Source organism: Nocardia brasiliensis ATCC 700358 (assembly GCF_000250675.2).
GTDB lineage: Bacteria > Actinomycetota > Actinomycetes > Mycobacteriales > Mycobacteriaceae > Nocardia > Nocardia brasiliensis_B.
This window is the reverse complement of the sequence record NC_018681.1, coordinates 3,090,440-3,106,562: the sequence shown is the minus strand read 5'-3', so window position 1 is coordinate 3,106,562 and position 16,123 is coordinate 3,090,440. Positions and strand designations below refer to the sequence as shown.

The window sequence follows — 16,123 nt, the reverse complement described above, 5'->3', positions numbered from 1 at the left end:
GAGCTAGGTAACTCTCCCTTCCCCGCCGAAGGCTGCGGCATCGAGATCGGTGACCACCAGCCGCAATCGGGCATCCGACCACGGCGTCCCGGCCAGCGCCGCGCGCACAGCCTCGCTTGCCTTGTCCAGCAGCGGTGTCAGCGGCAGTTCGGCCGCGGTGACCCGTATCTCGACCCGGGTCTGGGTCAGGTCCACCGCGAATCCCCTTGCGTCCCATGGCCACCAGGCGGGCGGCTCGGTGCCGAGGGTGGTCGCGGGGCGCAGGCCGTCGATGGTGTCCAGCGCGGCGAGGATCGCCGCGATGACGTCGCCGGAAGAATTCACTGCCGCTCCGGTTCGATATCGAGAATGGACACCGACACCTCGTCGACCGCCTGACCGGTCTGCTCGAACACCACCCGCGAAACCTCCTGTTGCACTGCCTGACCGATCACCGCCGCGGCGCGTTCGGCCGAAATCACCAGATCCACTTGCACACTCAGCGCGCCCGACGCGCTCCGACGCACCCGCACACCCTCCGACGGCGCGGGATCGGCACTCGTGAGCCGCTGTTTGCTCACCCGGAGCAGGGACGAGACCAGGCCGCGCACACCGGGTTCCAGCCGGATCACGCCGGGTGTCGCGCGGGCCGCGTGCGCGGCCACCGCGGCGATGACCGGCGTCTCGATCACCACCTCGGAAACTACGTCGGTCATCGCGGCGCGTCCCCTGTGTCCTCGTAGATATCGGCGACCACCAGGTCCAGCGTTGCCAGCTCGAGCCCGACCTGCGCGGCCAGCGCCGCGTGCACCCGCTCGCGCACCACCGGCAGCGCGGCGCCGACGGTGGTGTGGCCGAAGCGGATCGCGACCGCGAGTTCGACCGCCAGCAGGTTCGCCCCGTCCGTGCCCGAACCGACGCGACGCACCCGGCAGTGCCTGGCCCGCACGCCCGGCACCGAGTCGGCGGCGTAGCGCAGCACGGCGGCGACGGCCTGTTCGCTCACCTCCACCACACCGGGCATGGCGGTCGGCAGGCTCAGCGTCCGGCCGCGCCGGGCCTCGGCGCGCACCGCGGACATGATGCGACCGGTGAGATCGGGCGGCGCCGGATCCGGCTCGTCGATCAGCTCCTTGGTCGCCGCGCGCAGGGCCAGCAGACTGTCCCTGGCCGACGCGCAGTGCGGGCAGGTGTCGTCGTGTTCGTCGCCGAGCCCCGCCTCGACCGTGTCCAGCCGGTCCCAGACCTGTTCGATCTCGCGGCCGCAAGGCAGCAGGTAGTCCTGTTCGGTCGTGCCGTTCACCGCCATGGTTTCATCACCTCGGACAAGTGGGCTCGCGCCCTGGCTATCCGGCCACGCACCGCCGTCGTGTTCACCTCGACGATGTCGCCTATCTCCTCGTAGGAAAGCCCGTGTACCTCGCGCAGCAGCCAGCAGGCGCGTTGTTCGGGCGTGAGCAGTTGCAGCGCCGCGTTCAGCGCTTCCAGTTGGGTGCTCACCTGCACCGCGTGCTCGGGTTGGGTGTCCGAGCGCGGCGATTCGGTCGTCTCCGGGTCCACCTCGACCGTCGGCCTGCGGGCCCGGATCACGTTCAGACAGCGGTTGGTCGTCATGCGATAGAGCCAGCCGACGAACGCGGCGTCGTCGTTGAGTTGCGGGAGGCGGCGCCAAGCACCCAGAAACACCTCCTGCACCACATCTTCCGCGTCGGACCGGTCGGCGAGCATCTTGACCGCGAGCCGAAACATCTGCGCCTGATAGCGCACCACCAGCTGCTCATAGGACCGCATATCGCCGTCGCGCGCCCTGCTCACCAGGGTCGCATCGTCCGGCGTGGTCTCGGCAACCGTTTCGGTCGTGGTCACAGCACCTCCTCCACCGCTTGTCCATAAGGACACCGCGGATCGGAAACCGTCACGGCCCAGTATGACGTGATCGTTGTCTCAGTGGTTGCTGCGTGCGCTTTCCCCCGCGCGCCGTGTCTTCAGGACATGCGCATCCGACCCGGACGCGCGCGAACGCAGCAGGAGGTTTCGATGTCTCTGAGCGACAAGATCGGCAACAAGGTCGACGAATTCGGCGGCAAGGCCAAGGAGGCCGCGGGCAACGCGACCGGCGACGAGGACCTGGCTGCCGAGGGTAAGGCGGATCAGGTCGGGGCCGCCGTCAAGGGCGCGGTGGACAACGTCAAGGACGCCATCGGTGACGCGGTGGACAAGACCAAGAGCGCATTGGGCAAGTAGCCCGCGCCGCGGTGTGCGGCCGGTTTGCCCGGCCGCGCACCGTCTCCGGCTCGAACAGAGGTAAGACAGTGACCGAACAACGACCGGCCCGGATCGCGGGCATCGAACTGGGCACCGCGGTGCTCGCCGCGGCGACCTCGCTCGCGCTGACCGTCGCCGTCGCGGCGCTGACGCATTCGCTCGGCGCGACGGTCGCGGCCGGCGCCAGCATCGTGGGCGGGCTGGTGCTCGTGCTGAGCATCCTGCCGCACAAAGCCTGACCGGCCGCGCGCGTCCGCACTAGGTGCGCGGCTGCTGCAACGCCTCCTCGACCGCCGCGAGCGCGTCGACCGGTGTGCGGTTCTGGCCCTTCTCGTTCTTGCCGAGTTGCTCCCACCCCTGGCCGTCCGGCCCACGCAGCTGGGTCCAGATGTCGCGGGTCTTGTCCAGCAGCTCGCGCTGCTCGAACTCGTTCAATGCGGACATGAATTCCTCCTCTATTCCGACGCCGCAGGCCGCGGCGAAATCCTGGGGCGACATGCCGTAGGCGATGTTCATGTCGCAGTCGCCGAACGGCGGGCAGCCCTCGGGCAGGCCGCCGCCGTAGCCCTGGCCGTCGGTGTATTGATGCGCGATCTGACCGGGCAGGTTCGGATTGCGGCCGTAACCGGCGCCGACCATGCGCAGGCCCGCGGGCCGGTGCGACCACATGCCGAAGAAGTCACCGCTGTTCGCGTAGCCGATGACCCGGCGGGTGTCGCCGAGCCAGTCGGCGACGCTCCAATAGGTCCCATTGAGCGCATCGGAATGATCCCCGCCGGGATTGCCTCCGGATTCGACGTCGATCATGGTGATCATCCGCGGATGCGGACCGCCGGCCCTGGCCACCATGTCCTGGTGGACCTGCACCGTCTCGCCCCAGTTCGGGCGCCAGTAGAAGTAGACGACGAAACACGCCAACCGGCCGGAATCGACCGCGCGACAAGCCCAGTCGTAGTTCGCGGCGAAGTTGGGATCGCGAAAAGTACCGTCGTTGGAGCGGAAGCTCAGGATGCCGAACGGGTAGGAATCGTCCACCGGCGCCTGAAAATATGACACATCCGCGAAGAGGCTGTCGACCATTTGTTCTCCCTCGATTTCGTCTGCCGAAATTTCCCCCGAGTAGTGGCCGCCTCCGTCGAACACCCGTCGTGACGTCGTGAGACGCCGATGAAACGTGGGTGAAGGGCCTGCGCCGGAGACTGTTGTTCGTCAGTTGGAATGTCCCGGCGCCCATGCGGTGCGACGGACCAATGTTGTCGCTGGTCGGCCGCGGTTCGGAAGCGAACGGTCGGATGAGCGAACCGGGCGTTCCATTTGTTGGACCACGAGCGATAAGAACGACGTGCTCGGTTCGTTGCGTTATCTGCATGGGAGGACAGAGAGTGAACGAAGCGACGATCGAACGGGCGGCTATGGGGGGCCGCGGCGTATTGGAGGGCGCATTCGCCCTGTTGGAGGTCCTCGCGGAAGGGGACGAGGTCGGCTTGACACAGCTGGCCTCGGCCGCGGGACTGCCGAAGGCCACGGCCTACCGGCTGCTCAACCAGTTGGTCGTGGAGGGCGCGGTGCAACGGCGCAGCGGCCGCTATCAAATCGGCCCCCGGGTGTATCGGCTCGGGCAGACCTGGCAGCCCGCGCGGTTGCTCAGGGCGGCCTCGGCGCGGCCACTCGGGCAGTTGACCGCGGCCTCGGATCGCGGGGGTTTCAGTCTCGCGGTGACCGATCGGGGGCACACGATGTTGATCGGCGGTATCGGGCGCGAGATCGATGAGATCTTTCCGCTGCGCGCGGGCGTGCTGCTGCCGCCGGGTACGGCGGCCGAGCAGGCCCTCGCCATCGGGCGCACCGTCACCACCCCGCCGACCGGCTATTCCCAGCGGGAATGGAGCAGGCAACTGGCGGTGACCCGCGAGCGCGGACTCGCCTACGACACCGACATGACCCGGTTCGGGCTGGCGTGTGTGGCGGCGCCGGTCCGCGGACCGTCCGGGGAGGTGGTCGCCGCGCTGGCGGCGACGGTGGCAGACCTGCCCCGGGTGCCCGCGGTCGCGGAGGCGGTGCTGCGGGCGGCCGGCCTGGTGAGCGCGAACCTCACCAGACTGCTCAGGTCGACCGGGGCGATGTCACTCTGAAACCGGTTGGCGTCCGGCGCGGTCCGGACGCCACACCGGGGGCGGTCAGTCGTGCGCGATGCCCGCGCACCAGACCTTGGTGATGGTGCGGGTCGCGTGGATGTCGGCGAGGGGGTCGCCGTCGATCAGCACGAGATCGGCCCGCTTGCCCGGGACGACGGCGCCGCGATCGGTGAGCCCGAAATGCTCGGCGGGCAAGCTGGTCGCGGCCTGCAACGCCTCGGCCGTGGACAGTCCGGCGGTGACCAGCAGTTCCAGTTCGCGGTGCAGGGAGTCACCGTGCGGCGGCTGGTACGGCACACCCGGGGTGTCGTTCGCGTCGGTGCTCGCGAGCACCGCGACGCCCGCGGTGTGCAGCGCGGCGACGGTGGCGAGGCAGTCGGCAAAGCCGAGCACGCCCTGCGCCTTGGCGATGCCCTGCATCATCGTGAGGGTGGGCGTGGCCACCCGTCCCTCGGTCGCCATCCGGTGCACGTCCGCGGCGGGCACCTGTCCGTCCATCGGGACGTGCGTGATGATGTCGGCGCCGATATCCAGCGCCAGGGCGTAGGCGGCCAGCGACGTGGCGTGCACGACGGTGCGCAGATTCCGGGCGGTCGCGGCCGCCACCACCGCTTTCGCCGTCGCCGCGTCGGGACCGCCCGCGCCCGGGGCTTCCAGTATCAGCTTGATGTAGTCCGAACCCGCCGCGGCGCGCTCGGCGACGAAGGTCTCGGCGTCCTCGACGCCGTGGATGACGGACTGCTCGGCCAAACCCGGTAGGTGCGCGTGCACCCCGCCCGGACCGATGATCGGCACGCCCGCGCTGCGAATGTCGGTGGTCCCCGGTCGATTTCGGAGGGGGTCCAAGCGCTCGGCCGGCCAGGTGGCCATGTCGAGCGCGGTGGTCACGCCGTGCGCGGCCAGCTGGTCCAGCGAGTGCGCGCCGGACAGGTGTACGTGCGCGTCGATCAGTCCGGGCAGCAGGATTGCCCCGTGCCCGTCGAGTTCCTCGGCCCCGGCCGGGTCGGTGCCGATCACCGCCCCGTCGATCACCACCGTCGTCGGCTCGGTGAGTCCGTGCCCGTCGAAGACCCGAACGTTGCGCAGGGCGGTTTTCCCGTTCGCTGGGGCTTCGACAGTCACGCGGACCTCCGGTGCGGTAGTCGTCAGCGGCGGGGCCACAACCGCTCAGCATGGAACGTTAGTAGCCGTCAACCCATTTGTCCGCACACGAAGTGGTAACACCTTGCGCATGGTCGGATCGCGCTAGTCGGCGAGCCGGGCACCGGTCTCCGGATGGAAGAGATGCACTGCGGCAGCATCGGTTACCGCGAGCCGCACCGATTCGGCGAGCCGCGCGGGCGCCCGCATCGCCGAGCGCGCGACGAACAGGAACGACTCCCCGTCCAGGCCGGTCACCGCGGCGCCGGACGGGCGGGCGTAGACGTAGGACTCGCTGCCGAGTTCCTCGATCAACTCCACGGTGACCTCGAAACCTTCTGCATCCCTGCGCAATTCGAGCTGTTCGGGGCGGATGCCCACGGTCACCCGGGACAAGCCCAGTTCGGCCAGGCGGGTCAGCCGTGCACGCGGCAGTTCCAGTGTGCTGCCCGCGATCTCGACCCCGCCGGGCACCAGTGCCACCGTGCACAGATTCATCGACGGCGAGCCGATGAAACCCGCCACGAACGCGGTGGCCGGCCGGTCGTACAGCTCGGCCGGGGTGCTGAACTGCTGCAACCGGCCGTCGCGCAGGACCGCGACCCGGTCGCCCATGGTCATCGCCTCGACCTGATCGTGCGTGACATAGACGGTGGTGGTGCCCAGCCGTCGTTGCAGCGCGGCGATCTGGGTGCGGGTCTGCACCCGGAGCTTGGCGTCGAGGTTGCTCAGCGGCTCGTCCATGCAGAACACCCGCGGCTCCCGCACGATCGCCCGGCCCATCGCGACCCGCTGTCGTTGCCCGCCGGACAGTTTGGCCGGTTTGCGATCCAGGAACGGGGTGAGGCCGAGCAGCTCGGCGGCCTCGGCAACCCGTCGTTTCCGTTCGGCCAGCGGCACTTTCATCATCTTGAGCGCGAAACCCATGTTCTCGCCCACGGTCTTGTTCGGGTACAGCGCGTAGTTCTGGAAGACCATCGCGATATCGCGATCCTTGGACGGCACGCCGACCATGTCCGCACCGTCGATGCGGATGGAACCGGCGTCGATCTCCTCCAGCCCGGCGAGCATGCGCAGCGCGGTGGACTTGCCCGAGCCCGAAGGTCCGACCAGGACGATGAATTCGCCGTCGGCGATATCGAGATCCAGCGAGTCGACCGCGAGACTGTCGGCGCCGGCGTAGACACAGGACGCCGAGTCGTAACGAATGGTGGCCATGAGTGGTGTGTTCCTTACTTGATGGCGCCGAAGGACAGGCCGCGCACGAGCTTGTTCTGCGCGATCCAACCGGCAAGGACGACAGGGAGCGCGGAGAGCACCGCGGCGGCCGACAACCGGGCCCAGTACAACCCCTCGCCGGTGATGAAACCGACGAGGAAGACCGGAATCGTCTGCGCCTGAACGGCGGTCAGGTTCACCGCGAAGAAGAATTCGTTCCACGAGAAGATGACGCAGATCAACGCGGTCGCGGCGATACCGGGTGAGACGAGCGGCAGGATCACCTCGCGCACCGCGGTCCACAGACTCGCGCCGTCCATGCTCGCGGCCTCGAGCAGCTCGCTCGGCACCTCGAGGAAGAACGAGCGCATCATCCAGACCGCGATCGGCAGGTTCATCGCGGTGTACAGCACGACCAGCGCCCAAATATTGTCCAGCAGACCGATATCGCCGACGATCACGTACAGCGGCACGATCGCCGCGACCACCGGCAGCATCTTGGTGCCGATGAAGAAGAACAGCGCGTCCTGGGTGCGCCGCACCGGCCGCAGCGACAGCGCGAAGGCGGCGGGCAGGCCGAGCAGCAGCACCAGGATCGTCGACATCGCGGTCGCGAAGGCGGAATTCAGCAACGTGGTGCCGATACCGCTGTCCAGCACCGCCGCGAATTGGTCGAGCGTCGGGGTGAAGAACAGCTTCGGCGGATCCGTGTAGGCGTCGGCCTCCTGTTTGAACGCGGTGAGCACCATCCACAGCACCGGGAAGAAGAACCCGATGCCGACCACCCAGGCGAGCACCGTCCAGAGCAGGCCGCTGCGGCTTCGCCTGCGGCGGACCGGAACCTGTTGCGCGGTCATGCCGCCTCCTCTTTTCCGGTGAAGGACTTGAACAGCAGGCGCAGGGCCAAGGTGGCGACCACGGTGGTCGCGATGACGGTGATGACACCCATCGCGGCCGCCTGACCGATGTCGAAACCGAGGAACGCGCGCTGATAGATGTAGAACGGCAGGTTGGAGCTGGCGATGCCGGGACCGCCGGAGGTCATCATGTACACCGCGTCGAAGGTGTTGACCAGGTAGATGGCCCCGAGTACCGCGCCGAGTTCGATGAACCGGCGCAGGTGCGGCAGCGTGAGCTCGCGGAAGACCGCGAACGAGCTCGCGCCGTCGACCCGGGCGGCCTCCACGATGTCGCGCGGCATGGACTGCAGTCCGGCCAGGATCAGCAGCATCATGAACGGCGTCCACTGCCACACCAGATCGGCCATCACCGCGGGCAGCGGATAACGGCTCACCCAGTCGATCTGTCCGGCGCCGAACGGTTTCAGCACCACGTTCACCAGACCGAACACCGGGTCCAGCATCGTGGTCTTCCAGATCAGCGCGGCCGCAACGGGTGTCACCAAAAACGGGGTGATGAGCAGCGTGCGCACGATGCCGCGCCCGAAGAACGCCCGATCCAAGAGCAGGGCCAGCAGCAGGCCGAGCACCACCGAGATGATGACCGTACCGACGATCATGATCACGGTGTTCAGCGCCACCTGACGGAACTGACTGTCGCGGAACACTTCCGCGTAGTTGTCGAGGCCGGTGAAATGCCGCGAACCCGGACGGACCAGGTTCCACGACTGGGTCGAGTAGTACAGCGTGAACACGAACGGCAGCTGGGTGACGACGATCATGAAGATCAGCGCGGGCAGCAGCGGACCGCGCCGCCGCCAGCCCTCGGCCCTGGAGATCCGGTCGCGGCGGGAGACCAGCGGCGGTACCGACTCGGTCGCGGCAGGCGCGGAAGCTGCTGGTGCGGTGGTGGTTTCCGACATTGTCACTGACTTTCTCGATACGAGCGCCCGACCACGTCGGCGTACTGCTGCGCCTGGTCGAGGGCGGCACGGACGCTGATCCGGCCCGCGACCGCGGCGCTGATCTGCTGGCTCACCCTGGTGCCCAGATCCTGGAACTCCGGAATGGTCAGGAATTGGATGCCGGTGTACGGCACCGGTCGCACGCCGGGATTCTCCGGGTCGACACCGGCCATCGCCGACAAGGTGAGCGGCCCGTATGCCTTCGACGCCTCGCGATACTCGGGTATCTGATAGGTCGAAAGACGGCTGCCCGGCGGCACATGCGACCAGCCGAGCTTCTCCCCCACCATCCGGATGTAGGGCTTGCTGGTCATCCAGGACACGAATTTCCATGCCGCGTCAGGCTTGTCGGTCGTCTTCGGGATGCCGAGCGACCAGGTGTAGAGCCAGCCCGCGTTCGGCTTCTGCATGATCGGCGCGAGCGCATAGCCGATCTTGCCGACCACCTTGCTCGACGCGGGGTCCTCCAGCACCGAAACGGCCGAGGTGGCGTCGTACCACATCGCGGTGTTGCCCTGCGCGAGCTGCGTGGCGCACTCACCGAAACCACTGGTGGCCGCGCCGGGTTCGCCGTGCGTGCGGACCAGGTCGATGTAGAACTCGACGGCCCGCACCACCTCGGGGCTGGTGAGCTGGGCATGCCAGTTCTCGTCGAACCAGCGGCCGCCGAAGGTGTTGATCACCGTGTTGAGCGGGGCCAGGGACTCACCCCAGCCGGGCTTGCCGCGCAGGCAGATACCGGACCGCCCGGCCGCGGGATCGTCCAGTTTCGCGGCCGCGGCGGCGACCTGCTCCCAGGTGGGTTCGGCCGGGATGCTGAGACCGGCTTGCTCGACCAGATCCTTGCGGTACATCAGGAACGACGACTCGCCGTAGAACGGCACCGAATACATCGAACCCTGATACGACAGCGACTTGCGCAGCGACGGGATGAAATCTTCCTCGTCGTAGCCCGGCGTATTGCGCGCGTAGCTGGAAAGGTCGGTCAGCCAGCCGTTCTCGGCCCACTGCGGGGTCTCGTAGTTGCTGATCATCACCACGTCGAACTCGGCGCCGCCGGTGGCGACCGAGGCGGTGATCTTCGCCCGGGCCTCGTTCTCCGAGAGCGAGATGAATTTCAGCTTGGTCCCGGGGTTCTCGCGTTCGAACTCCCCGGACAGCGCGATCGCGTCGCGCATCTGCGAATTCGAGACCATGGCGATGGTGACCGTGTCGCCGCCGGCGCCGAACGAGCCGGCGCCCGCACAGCCCGCTGCGGCCAGCACGGCCGAAATCACCAGCGCCAGTATGTTTCTCCGTATCGGGCTGTGCCTTCGCATCAGGCCGCACCCTCCTTCTGCTCCAGCAGCCACCGCGCGCATTCGATATCGGTGACGAGAATCTTGGCCAGCCCGCCGCGCAGCGCGCCGAGGGTGGCTTCGTGCTTGGCCGCGCCGCCGGCGATCAGCAACGTGGCGGGGCAGGCGCGCACGGCGTCGAGCGCGACCGAGACCGTCCGCGCGGCAAGCGATCCCATGACGTCGCGGCCATCGGCACGGAAGAAGCGGCCGCCGATCTCCCCCACCGCGCCGAGCCCGCGCAGTTCGCCGAGGATCGCGGTATCGAGGTAGCTGCCCTCGAACAGCGTGGTCGCGGTGGACACCGTGCCGACGCCGAACATCATCACCTCGGCGTGCCGGCCGAGCGCCATCGGCTTGCCGAGCACCGAATCCTGTTCCAGCGCAGTGACTGTCGCCGGGTCGGCGTAGAGCGGGGCGTGCAACCGGACCGGGGTGGCCTGCAGGTAGGTCGCGCAGCGGCCGAGGGTGTACTCGACGCCGGTCTGATAGTCGCCCGAGGTCATCGACCCGTCCAGCTGGACCACGAACGTGCACCGGGTCGCCTTGGTGTGCAGCTCGTGCGCCACCGCGATCGTCTCTGGGCCCCAGGTGAATCCGAGGGTGTCGCGCGGTTGCAACCGGCGGGTGAGCACGGCCACCGCCGCGCGAGCCAGCGGCTGCAGGCCGGACGGCGAACCATCGGGCACGTCGCGCAGCACGACCGCCTCGGTCAGGCCGAACGCCGTTTCGAGTTCGCGCTCCAGTTCGGTGTGCACAGTGTCGCGTAGGTCGTCCGGGAGGCTGATCTCGATGCGCACCAACCCCTGGGCGCGCGCCCGGGCGATGAGCCGGCCCGCGGTCGGTCGCGAAACACCGAGTTTGGCCGCGATTTCGGCTTGAGTAGCGCCTTCCAAGTGATAAAGCTGCGCGGCGCGGAGCGCGAGCCTGACGTCATCCGGCATACCCGGCCGGGATGGGACGGTGGCCACATGGCCTCCTCAATGAGTCTGAGCATATGCTCAGCATGTGATCTCCTGCTCACAGAGGGTACCATCCGATATGTGACGTACACAACAGTGGTGGGGTAGTTATGACTTGGGACACAGGCGTGCCGCTCGATGCCGCGACGCTACGGAACCTCGGCTCCGATATCGCGACACCGGCCTACGATCGGGCGGAGATCACCACCGGCATAGTGCATTTCGGCGTCGGCGGCTTTCACCGCGCGCATCAGGCGATGTACCTGGACCGGTTGCTGGAGCGCGGCGAGGCGCGCGAATGGGGTATCTGCGGCGTGGGCGTGCTGCCCGGCGACCGCCGCATGCGCGACGTATTGACCGCGCAGAACGGGCTTTACACGCTGTCGGTGCTCGCCCCGGATGGCGGCTGGACCGCCCGGGTGATCGGCTCGATCGTCGAATACCTTTACGCCCCGGACGATCCCGAGGCCGTGCTGGCGAAACTGGCGGCGCCGAGCACCCGCATCGTCTCGCTCACCGTGACCGAGGGCGGCTATCACATCTCGGCGACCACCGGCGAATTCGCCGCCGAGGATCCGGCCATCCAGGCCGATCTCGCCCCGGATGCGGTGCCCGCCACCATCTTCGGACTGATCACCGAGGGGCTGGCCCGGCGGCGGGCCCGCGGTATCGCGCCGTTCACCGTGCTGTCGTGCGACAACATCGAGGGCAACGGCGAGGTCGCCCGCAAAACCTTCAGCGCGTTCGCCCGGCTGCGCGACGCCGAACTCGGCGACTGGGTAGCCGCCGAGGTGCGCTTCCCCAACTCCATGGTCGACCGGATCACACCGGTGACACCGCCCGACGCGGCGGCCGAGGTCGAGCGGCGCTTCGGCGTGCGCGACGGGTGGCCGGTGGTCACCGAGCCGTTCACCCAGTGGGTGCTGGAGGATTCGTTCACCCTGGGCCGGCCGGACTACGGCGCGGTCGGCGTGCAACTCGTCGACGATGTCGCACCGTACGAGCTGATGAAACTGCGCCTGTTGAACGCGAGCCATCAGGCGCTGGCCTACTTCGGCTATCTCAGCGGCTATCGGCTCGTGCACGACGCGGCGCTGGATCCGGTGTTCCGCCGATTCCTGTTGCGCTACATGGACGCCGAGGCCACCCCGACCCTGCTGCCGGTGCCCGGCGTCGATCTGGCCGAATACAAGCAGACGCTGATCGAACGGTTCGCCAACCCGGCGATCGGCGACACCATCGCCCGGCTCTGCGCGGAATCATCGGACCGCATTCCCAAGTGGGTGCTGCCGGTGATCCGCCGCCGCCTCGCCGACGGCGGCGAGATCACCTGCGCGGCAGCACTTGTGGCCAGCTGGGCGCGGTACGCGGAAGGCACCGACGAACAGGGTGAACCGATCGAGATCGTGGATCGGCTGCGCGAGCGCCTCGGCCCGCTGGCCCGCCGCCAGCGCACCGACCGCACCGCATTCCTCAGCGACCGCGAGGTTTTCGGCGATCTGATCGACGAGCCGCGGTTCGTACGCGAGTACGTCGCGGCGCTGGATTCGCTGTACGCCAAGGGGGCTCGCGCGACGGTCGCCGAACTCGCGGGCTAACCGCAGCCCGGTGTCCCGGCGTTGCTACCGGTCGCGAACGGCAGGCACAGCCCCGAGGACCCGGTGTTCAGCGCCCGGACGAACTGACCGGCCAGTGCGTGCGGGTCGGCGACCCGGTCCGCGCCACTGGCGATCGACGGTGCGTCGGGCGTCTGCGCGGACGCGGTGCCGTGCCCCAGGGCCACACCGGCGCCGATCGTGGCGCAGACGGCGAACGTGCGAAGGGAGACCGTACCCATCAGTTTCTGCATGACCTCAAATTAATGCGGTAACGCGATCACCCAACGCCCCCAATTGCTGGCCCCCGACTTCTGGTGCCGCCACCACCAGGACGTCCCGCGCCGACCAGAGTCAGAGCGGGAGCACCCGGGTAACGGCGTGGGTCTCGCCGCCGACGGTGAACCAGATGTCGAGTTCGGTGCCCGTGCGCTGCGCGACCAGCGCGACCTGATCACCGGACTTCAGCGGCTTCGCGTACTCGATGACGGTGCGGTGTGCGCCCGACTTCAGGTCACGGTGCTCGGCCAGGACCTCCTCGACGCCGCTCAGGTAGACGCTGTTGTTGACGTGGTCGAGCATGTCGATATCGGTGATCCGCAGCGGGAAGGGACGCACCTGGATGTCGGCGGCGTCGATGCGGGGCGCGGGCTCGGCGAGTGCCGCCTTCCAGCGCAGGCGGTGTTCGGTGGTGGCGGCCAGCATCGGCGCCATGAAGCGGTCGCTCATTCGCGCCGGCAGACCGGATTCGGTGCCGAAATGGATCAGGAAGGCCTCGGTCTCGACCAGGCCGCCCCCGCTGCCGACGATCTGGACCCGCATGTTGCACCAGCGATTGGACAGCCCGGAACACCAGCGGCGCAGCGTGACCCGCTCGCCGAACAGGATCGGCTTCAGCACGTCGATCACGGTGCGGCGCACCACCCAGCCGGGATGGGCGTCGCCGTCGTCCACCGCGTCCAGGTGCTCGAACCCGATGTCCTGCAGATAGCGGGCGATGGCGTCGAGCCGCAGATGTTGCTCGCCGTCGGTGTCGGCGAGACGTACCGGCCATCCCGTCTCGAACGGGGTTCCGGTGGTCGGACGTTCCGGCAGCACGCTGGGAATGACCATGCAGGGATACTGCCAGGTCGGGCCGCCTGCGCGCGCAGCGGCACGGTCGGCGCGTCGCGTATCTCACATCTGCGCGTCGTGGCCGCGGCCGTCACACCGGGGGGTTGACCCTCACACGGTGTCAGCTCGTTGACTCGACGCCATGCACACTTATGTCGGTTCGGTTCCCTACTGCTACAGCAACTCCCTGGCGATGCTGCTCGGTGCGCACGCCCCGTCGACCGGGGTGATCGAGACGCTGACCGGGTCGCCGTTCGGCGCCCAGCTCGAGGGCGGCACCGTGCCGTTCTTCGATCCGGTCGGCTGGCACCCGGAGATCGGGCTGAGTGCCGCGATCGAGTCGCTCGGCTGGTCGTGCACCCGCAGCGCGGGCGGGTCGGCTGCGGCCGCACTCGAGCGGTTGCGGGACGCGAGCACACGGGGGCCGGTGCTGGTCGGTCCGCTCGATCTCGGGTTGCTCACCTATCGGCCCGGGGCCGAAGCCGCGCTCGGGGCAGACCACTACGTGGTGGTGCTGGCGGTGGCGCGCGACACGGTGCTGCTGCACGATCCGCAGGGGCATCCGTTCGCGACACTGCCGGCCGAGGAGTTTCTCGAGTCCTGGCGAGGCGAGCGGGTGACGTACAGCGATACGCCCTTCGTGCTGCGCTCGGATTTCGTCCGGGAACGGGTTGTCCCGCCGGTCGAAGCGTTGGAATCAACCGTACCCCAAGCGATCCGGTGGACGGCGGGCGCGTCCGACGCCGCGACGGCGATCGCCGACCTGGTCACGCGGGGACTACCGCCGGAGATCCGTGGCCTGCTGGCCGACTTCGGTATCCGCGTGGGCAGCCGCCGGTTGATCGACGCCGCAGCGAGCCTGACCCTGCTCGGGCGCACCGCCGCGGCGGAACTCGCCGCGACGCAGGCCCGCCTGATCGGCAGCCTGCAGTACCCGCTGGTGGCGGGCGACGACCGCACGGTCGCCGCCACCCTGTGCGAACTCGCCCCCGGCTACGACCGGCTGGGCGCAGCCCTCGCCTGAAAACCCACGCACCCCTTCCGCTTTCCCGCACCCGCTGTGCCATGCCAGAGCGGGTGCGGGAAGCCGGAAAGGGTGCGGGTGCGTTACTTCTTGCCGCGCTCGCGCTTCTCGCGGACGCGCACCGAGATCCGCACCGGCGAACCGTCGAAGTTGAACTCCTCACGCAGCCTGCGCTCCAGGAAGCGGCGGTAGCCCGCCTCGAGGAAGCCGGTGGTGAACAGGACGAACGTCGGCGGACGGGTGGACGCCTGGGTGGCGAACAGGATGCGGGGCAGGCGACCGCCGCGCATCGGCGGCGGCGTCGCCGCGACTACTTCCTTCAACCAGTTGTTCAGGCGACCGGTGGAGATGCGCTTGTCCCACGACTCGAGCGCGGTCTCCATCTGCGGCACCAGCTTCTGCACCGCGCGACCGGTGTGCGCCGAGATGTTGACCCGCTGCGCCCACGGCACCCGGACCAGATCCCGGTCGATCTCCCGCTCCAGCTGCAGGCGCCGGTCCTCGTCGACCAGATCCCACTTGTTGAAGGCCAGCACGAGCGCGCGGCCGGAGTCCGCGACCATGCTGATCACCCGCAGGTCCTGCTCGGTCATCGGCTGCGAGGCATCGATCAGCATGATCGCGACCTCGGACGCTTCCAGCGCCGCCTTGGTGCGCAGCGACGCGTAGAACTCGGTGCCGCTGGAATGCGAGACCTTGCGGCGCAGACCCGCGGTATCGACGAATTTCCAGACCTTGCCGCCCAATTCGACCAGCGAGTCGACCGGGTCGACCGTGGTGCCCGCGACATCGTGCACCACCGAACGCTCGTCGCCCGCCAGCTTGTTCAACAGGCTTGACTTGCCGACATTCGGCTTGCCGACCAGGGCCACCCGGCGCGGACCGACCCCGCCGGTGCCCTCCCGCGGCGTCTCCGGCAGGACGGCGAGCACGTCGTCGAGCAGATCGCCGGTGCCGCGGCCGTGCGCCGCACTCACCATGCGCGGCTCGCCGAGACCCAGCGACCACAGGGCCGCGGCCTCGGACTCGATGCGCTGATCGTCGACCTTGTTGGCGACCAGGATCACCGGAATCTTGGAGCGACGCAGCTTCTTCACCGCGGCCTCGTCGGTGGCGGTCGCGCCGACCACGGCATCGACCACCAGCAGGATCGCGTCGGCGGTCTGCATCGCCACCTCGGCCTGGCGGGCCACCGACTGCTGCAAACCCTTGGCATCGGGCTCCCAGCCACCGGTGTCCTGCACCAGGAAGCGGCGGCCCGCCCAGTTCGCCTCGTAGGAAATCCGGTCCCGGGTGACGCCGGGGATGTCCTCGACGACCGCCTCGCGGCGGCCGAGGATCCGGTTCACCAGCGTCGACTTGCCGACATTCGGGCGGCCCACCACCGCGAGCGTCGGCATCGCGAGCAGCTCTTCACCGTCGAACTCGCCGTCGAGATCGGTGAGCTCCCACTCGGTTTCGTCACTCCAGATGCCGTCGCCGGCCATCACG

General features: G+C 68.6%; 19 protein-coding genes. 5 read left to right on the top strand and 14 right to left on the bottom strand.

The features are described from left to right. Window positions 1-3 precede the first annotated feature (3 nt). From O3I_RS14080 to O3I_RS14065, 4 genes are read right to left on the bottom strand one after another with little or no spacing between them, the layout of a single operon-like run. Window positions 4-324 (bottom strand): hypothetical protein, encoded by a 321-nt coding sequence (locus tag O3I_RS14080; protein WP_014983596.1) that lies wholly within the window; start codon window positions 322-324, stop codon window positions 4-6. After that, window positions 321-695: an Asp23/Gls24 family envelope stress response protein gene (locus O3I_RS14075; protein WP_014983595.1), complete on the bottom strand. Its 375-nt coding sequence runs from the start codon at window positions 693-695 to the stop codon at window positions 321-323. The genes O3I_RS14080 and O3I_RS14075 overlap by 4 nt, the downstream gene beginning before the upstream one ends. Beyond that, window positions 692-1,288, bottom strand: coding sequence for a hypothetical protein (locus O3I_RS14070; RefSeq protein ID WP_014983594.1), 597 nt, complete (start codon window positions 1,286-1,288; stop codon window positions 692-694). Before O3I_RS14070 ends, O3I_RS14075 begins: the two co-directional genes overlap by 4 nt. Next, the gene (locus O3I_RS14065; RefSeq protein ID WP_014983593.1) at window positions 1,279-1,845 is read right to left on the bottom strand and encodes an RNA polymerase sigma factor; all 567 of its coding nucleotides are present in this window, start codon (window positions 1,843-1,845) and stop codon (window positions 1,279-1,281) included. The genes O3I_RS14070 and O3I_RS14065 overlap by 10 nt, the downstream gene beginning before the upstream one ends. A 171-nt stretch (window positions 1,846-2,016) precedes the next feature. Between O3I_RS14065 and O3I_RS14060 the strand changes: the two genes are divergently transcribed. Then, window positions 2,017-2,223: a CsbD family protein gene (locus tag O3I_RS14060; RefSeq protein WP_014983592.1), complete on the top strand. Its 207-nt coding sequence runs from the start codon at window positions 2,017-2,019 to the stop codon at window positions 2,221-2,223. Between the two features lie 68 nt (window positions 2,224-2,291). Continuing rightward, complete coding sequence (locus O3I_RS14055; protein ID WP_014983591.1) at window positions 2,292-2,483, top strand: hypothetical protein; 192 nt, start codon at window positions 2,292-2,294, stop codon at window positions 2,481-2,483. A 19-nt stretch (window positions 2,484-2,502) separates the two neighbouring features. Here O3I_RS14055 and O3I_RS14050 read toward each other — a convergent pair whose 3' ends face one another. Further along, window positions 2,503-3,324 carry a hypothetical protein gene (locus O3I_RS14050; protein ID WP_014983590.1) on the bottom strand — a complete coding sequence of 274 codons (822 nt, stop codon included), beginning with the start codon at window positions 3,322-3,324 and terminating at the stop codon, window positions 2,503-2,505. Between the two features lie 302 nt (window positions 3,325-3,626). Between O3I_RS14050 and O3I_RS14045 the strand changes: the two genes are divergently transcribed. After that, the gene (locus O3I_RS14045; protein WP_014983589.1) at window positions 3,627-4,376 is read left to right on the top strand and encodes a helix-turn-helix domain-containing protein; all 750 of its coding nucleotides are present in this window, start codon (window positions 3,627-3,629) and stop codon (window positions 4,374-4,376) included. A 45-nt stretch (window positions 4,377-4,421) separates the two neighbouring features. On the opposite strand, the gene O3I_RS14040 is transcribed toward O3I_RS14045, so the two are convergent. The 6 genes from O3I_RS14040 to O3I_RS14015 all read right to left on the bottom strand — a co-directional run bounded on the left by O3I_RS14040 (window position 4,422) and on the right by O3I_RS14015 (window position 10,882). Further along, window positions 4,422-5,501, bottom strand: a complete 1,080-nt coding sequence (locus tag O3I_RS14040; RefSeq protein ID WP_014983588.1) for an amidohydrolase family protein — start codon at window positions 5,499-5,501, stop codon at window positions 4,422-4,424. A 123-nt stretch (window positions 5,502-5,624) separates the two neighbouring features. Continuing rightward, entirely contained in the window at window positions 5,625-6,737 is a 1,113-nt protein-coding gene (locus O3I_RS14035; protein ID WP_014983587.1) for an ABC transporter ATP-binding protein, read from the bottom strand. Window positions 6,738-6,751: 14 nt separating this feature from the next. After that, complete coding sequence (locus O3I_RS14030; RefSeq protein WP_014983586.1) at window positions 6,752-7,594, bottom strand: carbohydrate ABC transporter permease; 843 nt, start codon at window positions 7,592-7,594, stop codon at window positions 6,752-6,754. Beyond that, window positions 7,591-8,559, bottom strand: coding sequence for a carbohydrate ABC transporter permease (locus O3I_RS14025; protein WP_014983585.1), 969 nt, complete (start codon window positions 8,557-8,559; stop codon window positions 7,591-7,593). The genes O3I_RS14030 and O3I_RS14025 overlap by 4 nt, the downstream gene beginning before the upstream one ends. Before the next feature lie 2 nt (window positions 8,560-8,561). After that, entirely contained in the window at window positions 8,562-9,920 is a 1,359-nt protein-coding gene (locus tag O3I_RS14020) for an ABC transporter substrate-binding protein (protein ID WP_041562605.1), read from the bottom strand. Further along, on the bottom strand, window positions 9,920-10,882 hold the full coding sequence (locus tag O3I_RS14015) for a sugar-binding transcriptional regulator (RefSeq protein WP_051066598.1): 963 nt from the start codon (window positions 10,880-10,882) through the stop codon (window positions 9,920-9,922). Before O3I_RS14015 ends, O3I_RS14020 begins: the two co-directional genes overlap by 1 nt. A 146-nt stretch (window positions 10,883-11,028) precedes the next feature. Here O3I_RS14015 and O3I_RS14010 point away from each other — a divergent pair, with 146 nt between their 5' ends. Then, entirely contained in the window at window positions 11,029-12,498 is a 1,470-nt protein-coding gene (locus tag O3I_RS14010) for a mannitol dehydrogenase family protein (protein WP_041563776.1), read from the top strand. On the opposite strand, the gene O3I_RS14005 is transcribed toward O3I_RS14010, so the two are convergent. Then, window positions 12,495-12,749: a hypothetical protein gene (locus tag O3I_RS14005; protein WP_014983581.1), complete on the bottom strand. Its 255-nt coding sequence runs from the start codon at window positions 12,747-12,749 to the stop codon at window positions 12,495-12,497. The genes O3I_RS14010 and O3I_RS14005 overlap by 4 nt on opposite strands. Window positions 12,750-12,849: 100 nt before the next feature. Beyond that, entirely contained in the window at window positions 12,850-13,608 is a 759-nt protein-coding gene (locus O3I_RS14000) for an acyl-[acyl-carrier-protein] thioesterase (protein WP_014983580.1), read from the bottom strand. Window positions 13,609-13,750: 142 nt separating this feature from the next. Between O3I_RS14000 and O3I_RS13995 the strand changes: the two genes are divergently transcribed. Continuing rightward, a complete protein-coding gene (locus O3I_RS13995; RefSeq protein ID WP_014983579.1) occupies window positions 13,751-14,632 on the top strand; it encodes a hypothetical protein in 882 nt (293 codons plus the stop codon). Window positions 14,633-14,715: 83 nt separating this feature from the next. Here O3I_RS13995 and der read toward each other — a convergent pair whose 3' ends face one another. After that, complete coding sequence (gene der, locus O3I_RS13990) at window positions 14,716-16,119, bottom strand: ribosome biogenesis GTPase Der (protein ID WP_081594296.1); 1,404 nt, start codon at window positions 16,117-16,119, stop codon at window positions 14,716-14,718. Window positions 16,120-16,123 lie beyond the last annotated feature (4 nt).

Coding starts and splice junctions, on each gene's coding strand:
- O3I_RS14075 (WP_014983595.1), bottom strand. CDS start 695: ATGACCGACGTAGTTTCCGAGGTGGTGATCGAGACGCCGGTCATCGCC.
- O3I_RS14070 (WP_014983594.1), bottom strand. CDS start 1,288: ATGGCGGTGAACGGCACGACCGAACAGGACTACCTGCTGCCTTGCGGC.
- O3I_RS14060 (WP_014983592.1), top strand. CDS start 2,017: ATGTCTCTGAGCGACAAGATCGGCAACAAGGTCGACGAATTCGGCGGC.
- O3I_RS14050 (WP_014983590.1), bottom strand. CDS start 3,324: ATGGTCGACAGCCTCTTCGCGGATGTGTCATATTTTCAGGCGCCGGTG.
- O3I_RS14035 (WP_014983587.1), bottom strand. CDS start 6,737: ATGGCCACCATTCGTTACGACTCGGCGTCCTGTGTCTACGCCGGCGCC.
- O3I_RS14030 (WP_014983586.1), bottom strand. CDS start 7,594: ATGACCGCGCAACAGGTTCCGGTCCGCCGCAGGCGAAGCCGCAGCGGC.
- O3I_RS14025 (WP_014983585.1), bottom strand. CDS start 8,559: ATGTCGGAAACCACCACCGCACCAGCAGCTTCCGCGCCTGCCGCGACC.
- O3I_RS14020 (WP_041562605.1), bottom strand. CDS start 9,920: ATGCGAAGGCACAGCCCGATACGGAGAAACATACTGGCGCTGGTGATT.
- O3I_RS14015 (WP_051066598.1), bottom strand. CDS start 10,882: ATGCCGGATGACGTCAGGCTCGCGCTCCGCGCCGCGCAGCTTTATCAC.
- O3I_RS14005 (WP_014983581.1), bottom strand. CDS start 12,749: ATGCAGAAACTGATGGGTACGGTCTCCCTTCGCACGTTCGCCGTCTGC.
- O3I_RS14000 (WP_014983580.1), bottom strand. CDS start 13,608: ATGGTCATTCCCAGCGTGCTGCCGGAACGTCCGACCACCGGAACCCCG.
- O3I_RS13995 (WP_014983579.1), top strand. CDS start 13,751: ATGCACACTTATGTCGGTTCGGTTCCCTACTGCTACAGCAACTCCCTG.
- der (WP_081594296.1), bottom strand. CDS start 16,119: ATGGCCGGCGACGGCATCTGGAGTGACGAAACCGAGTGGGAGCTCACC.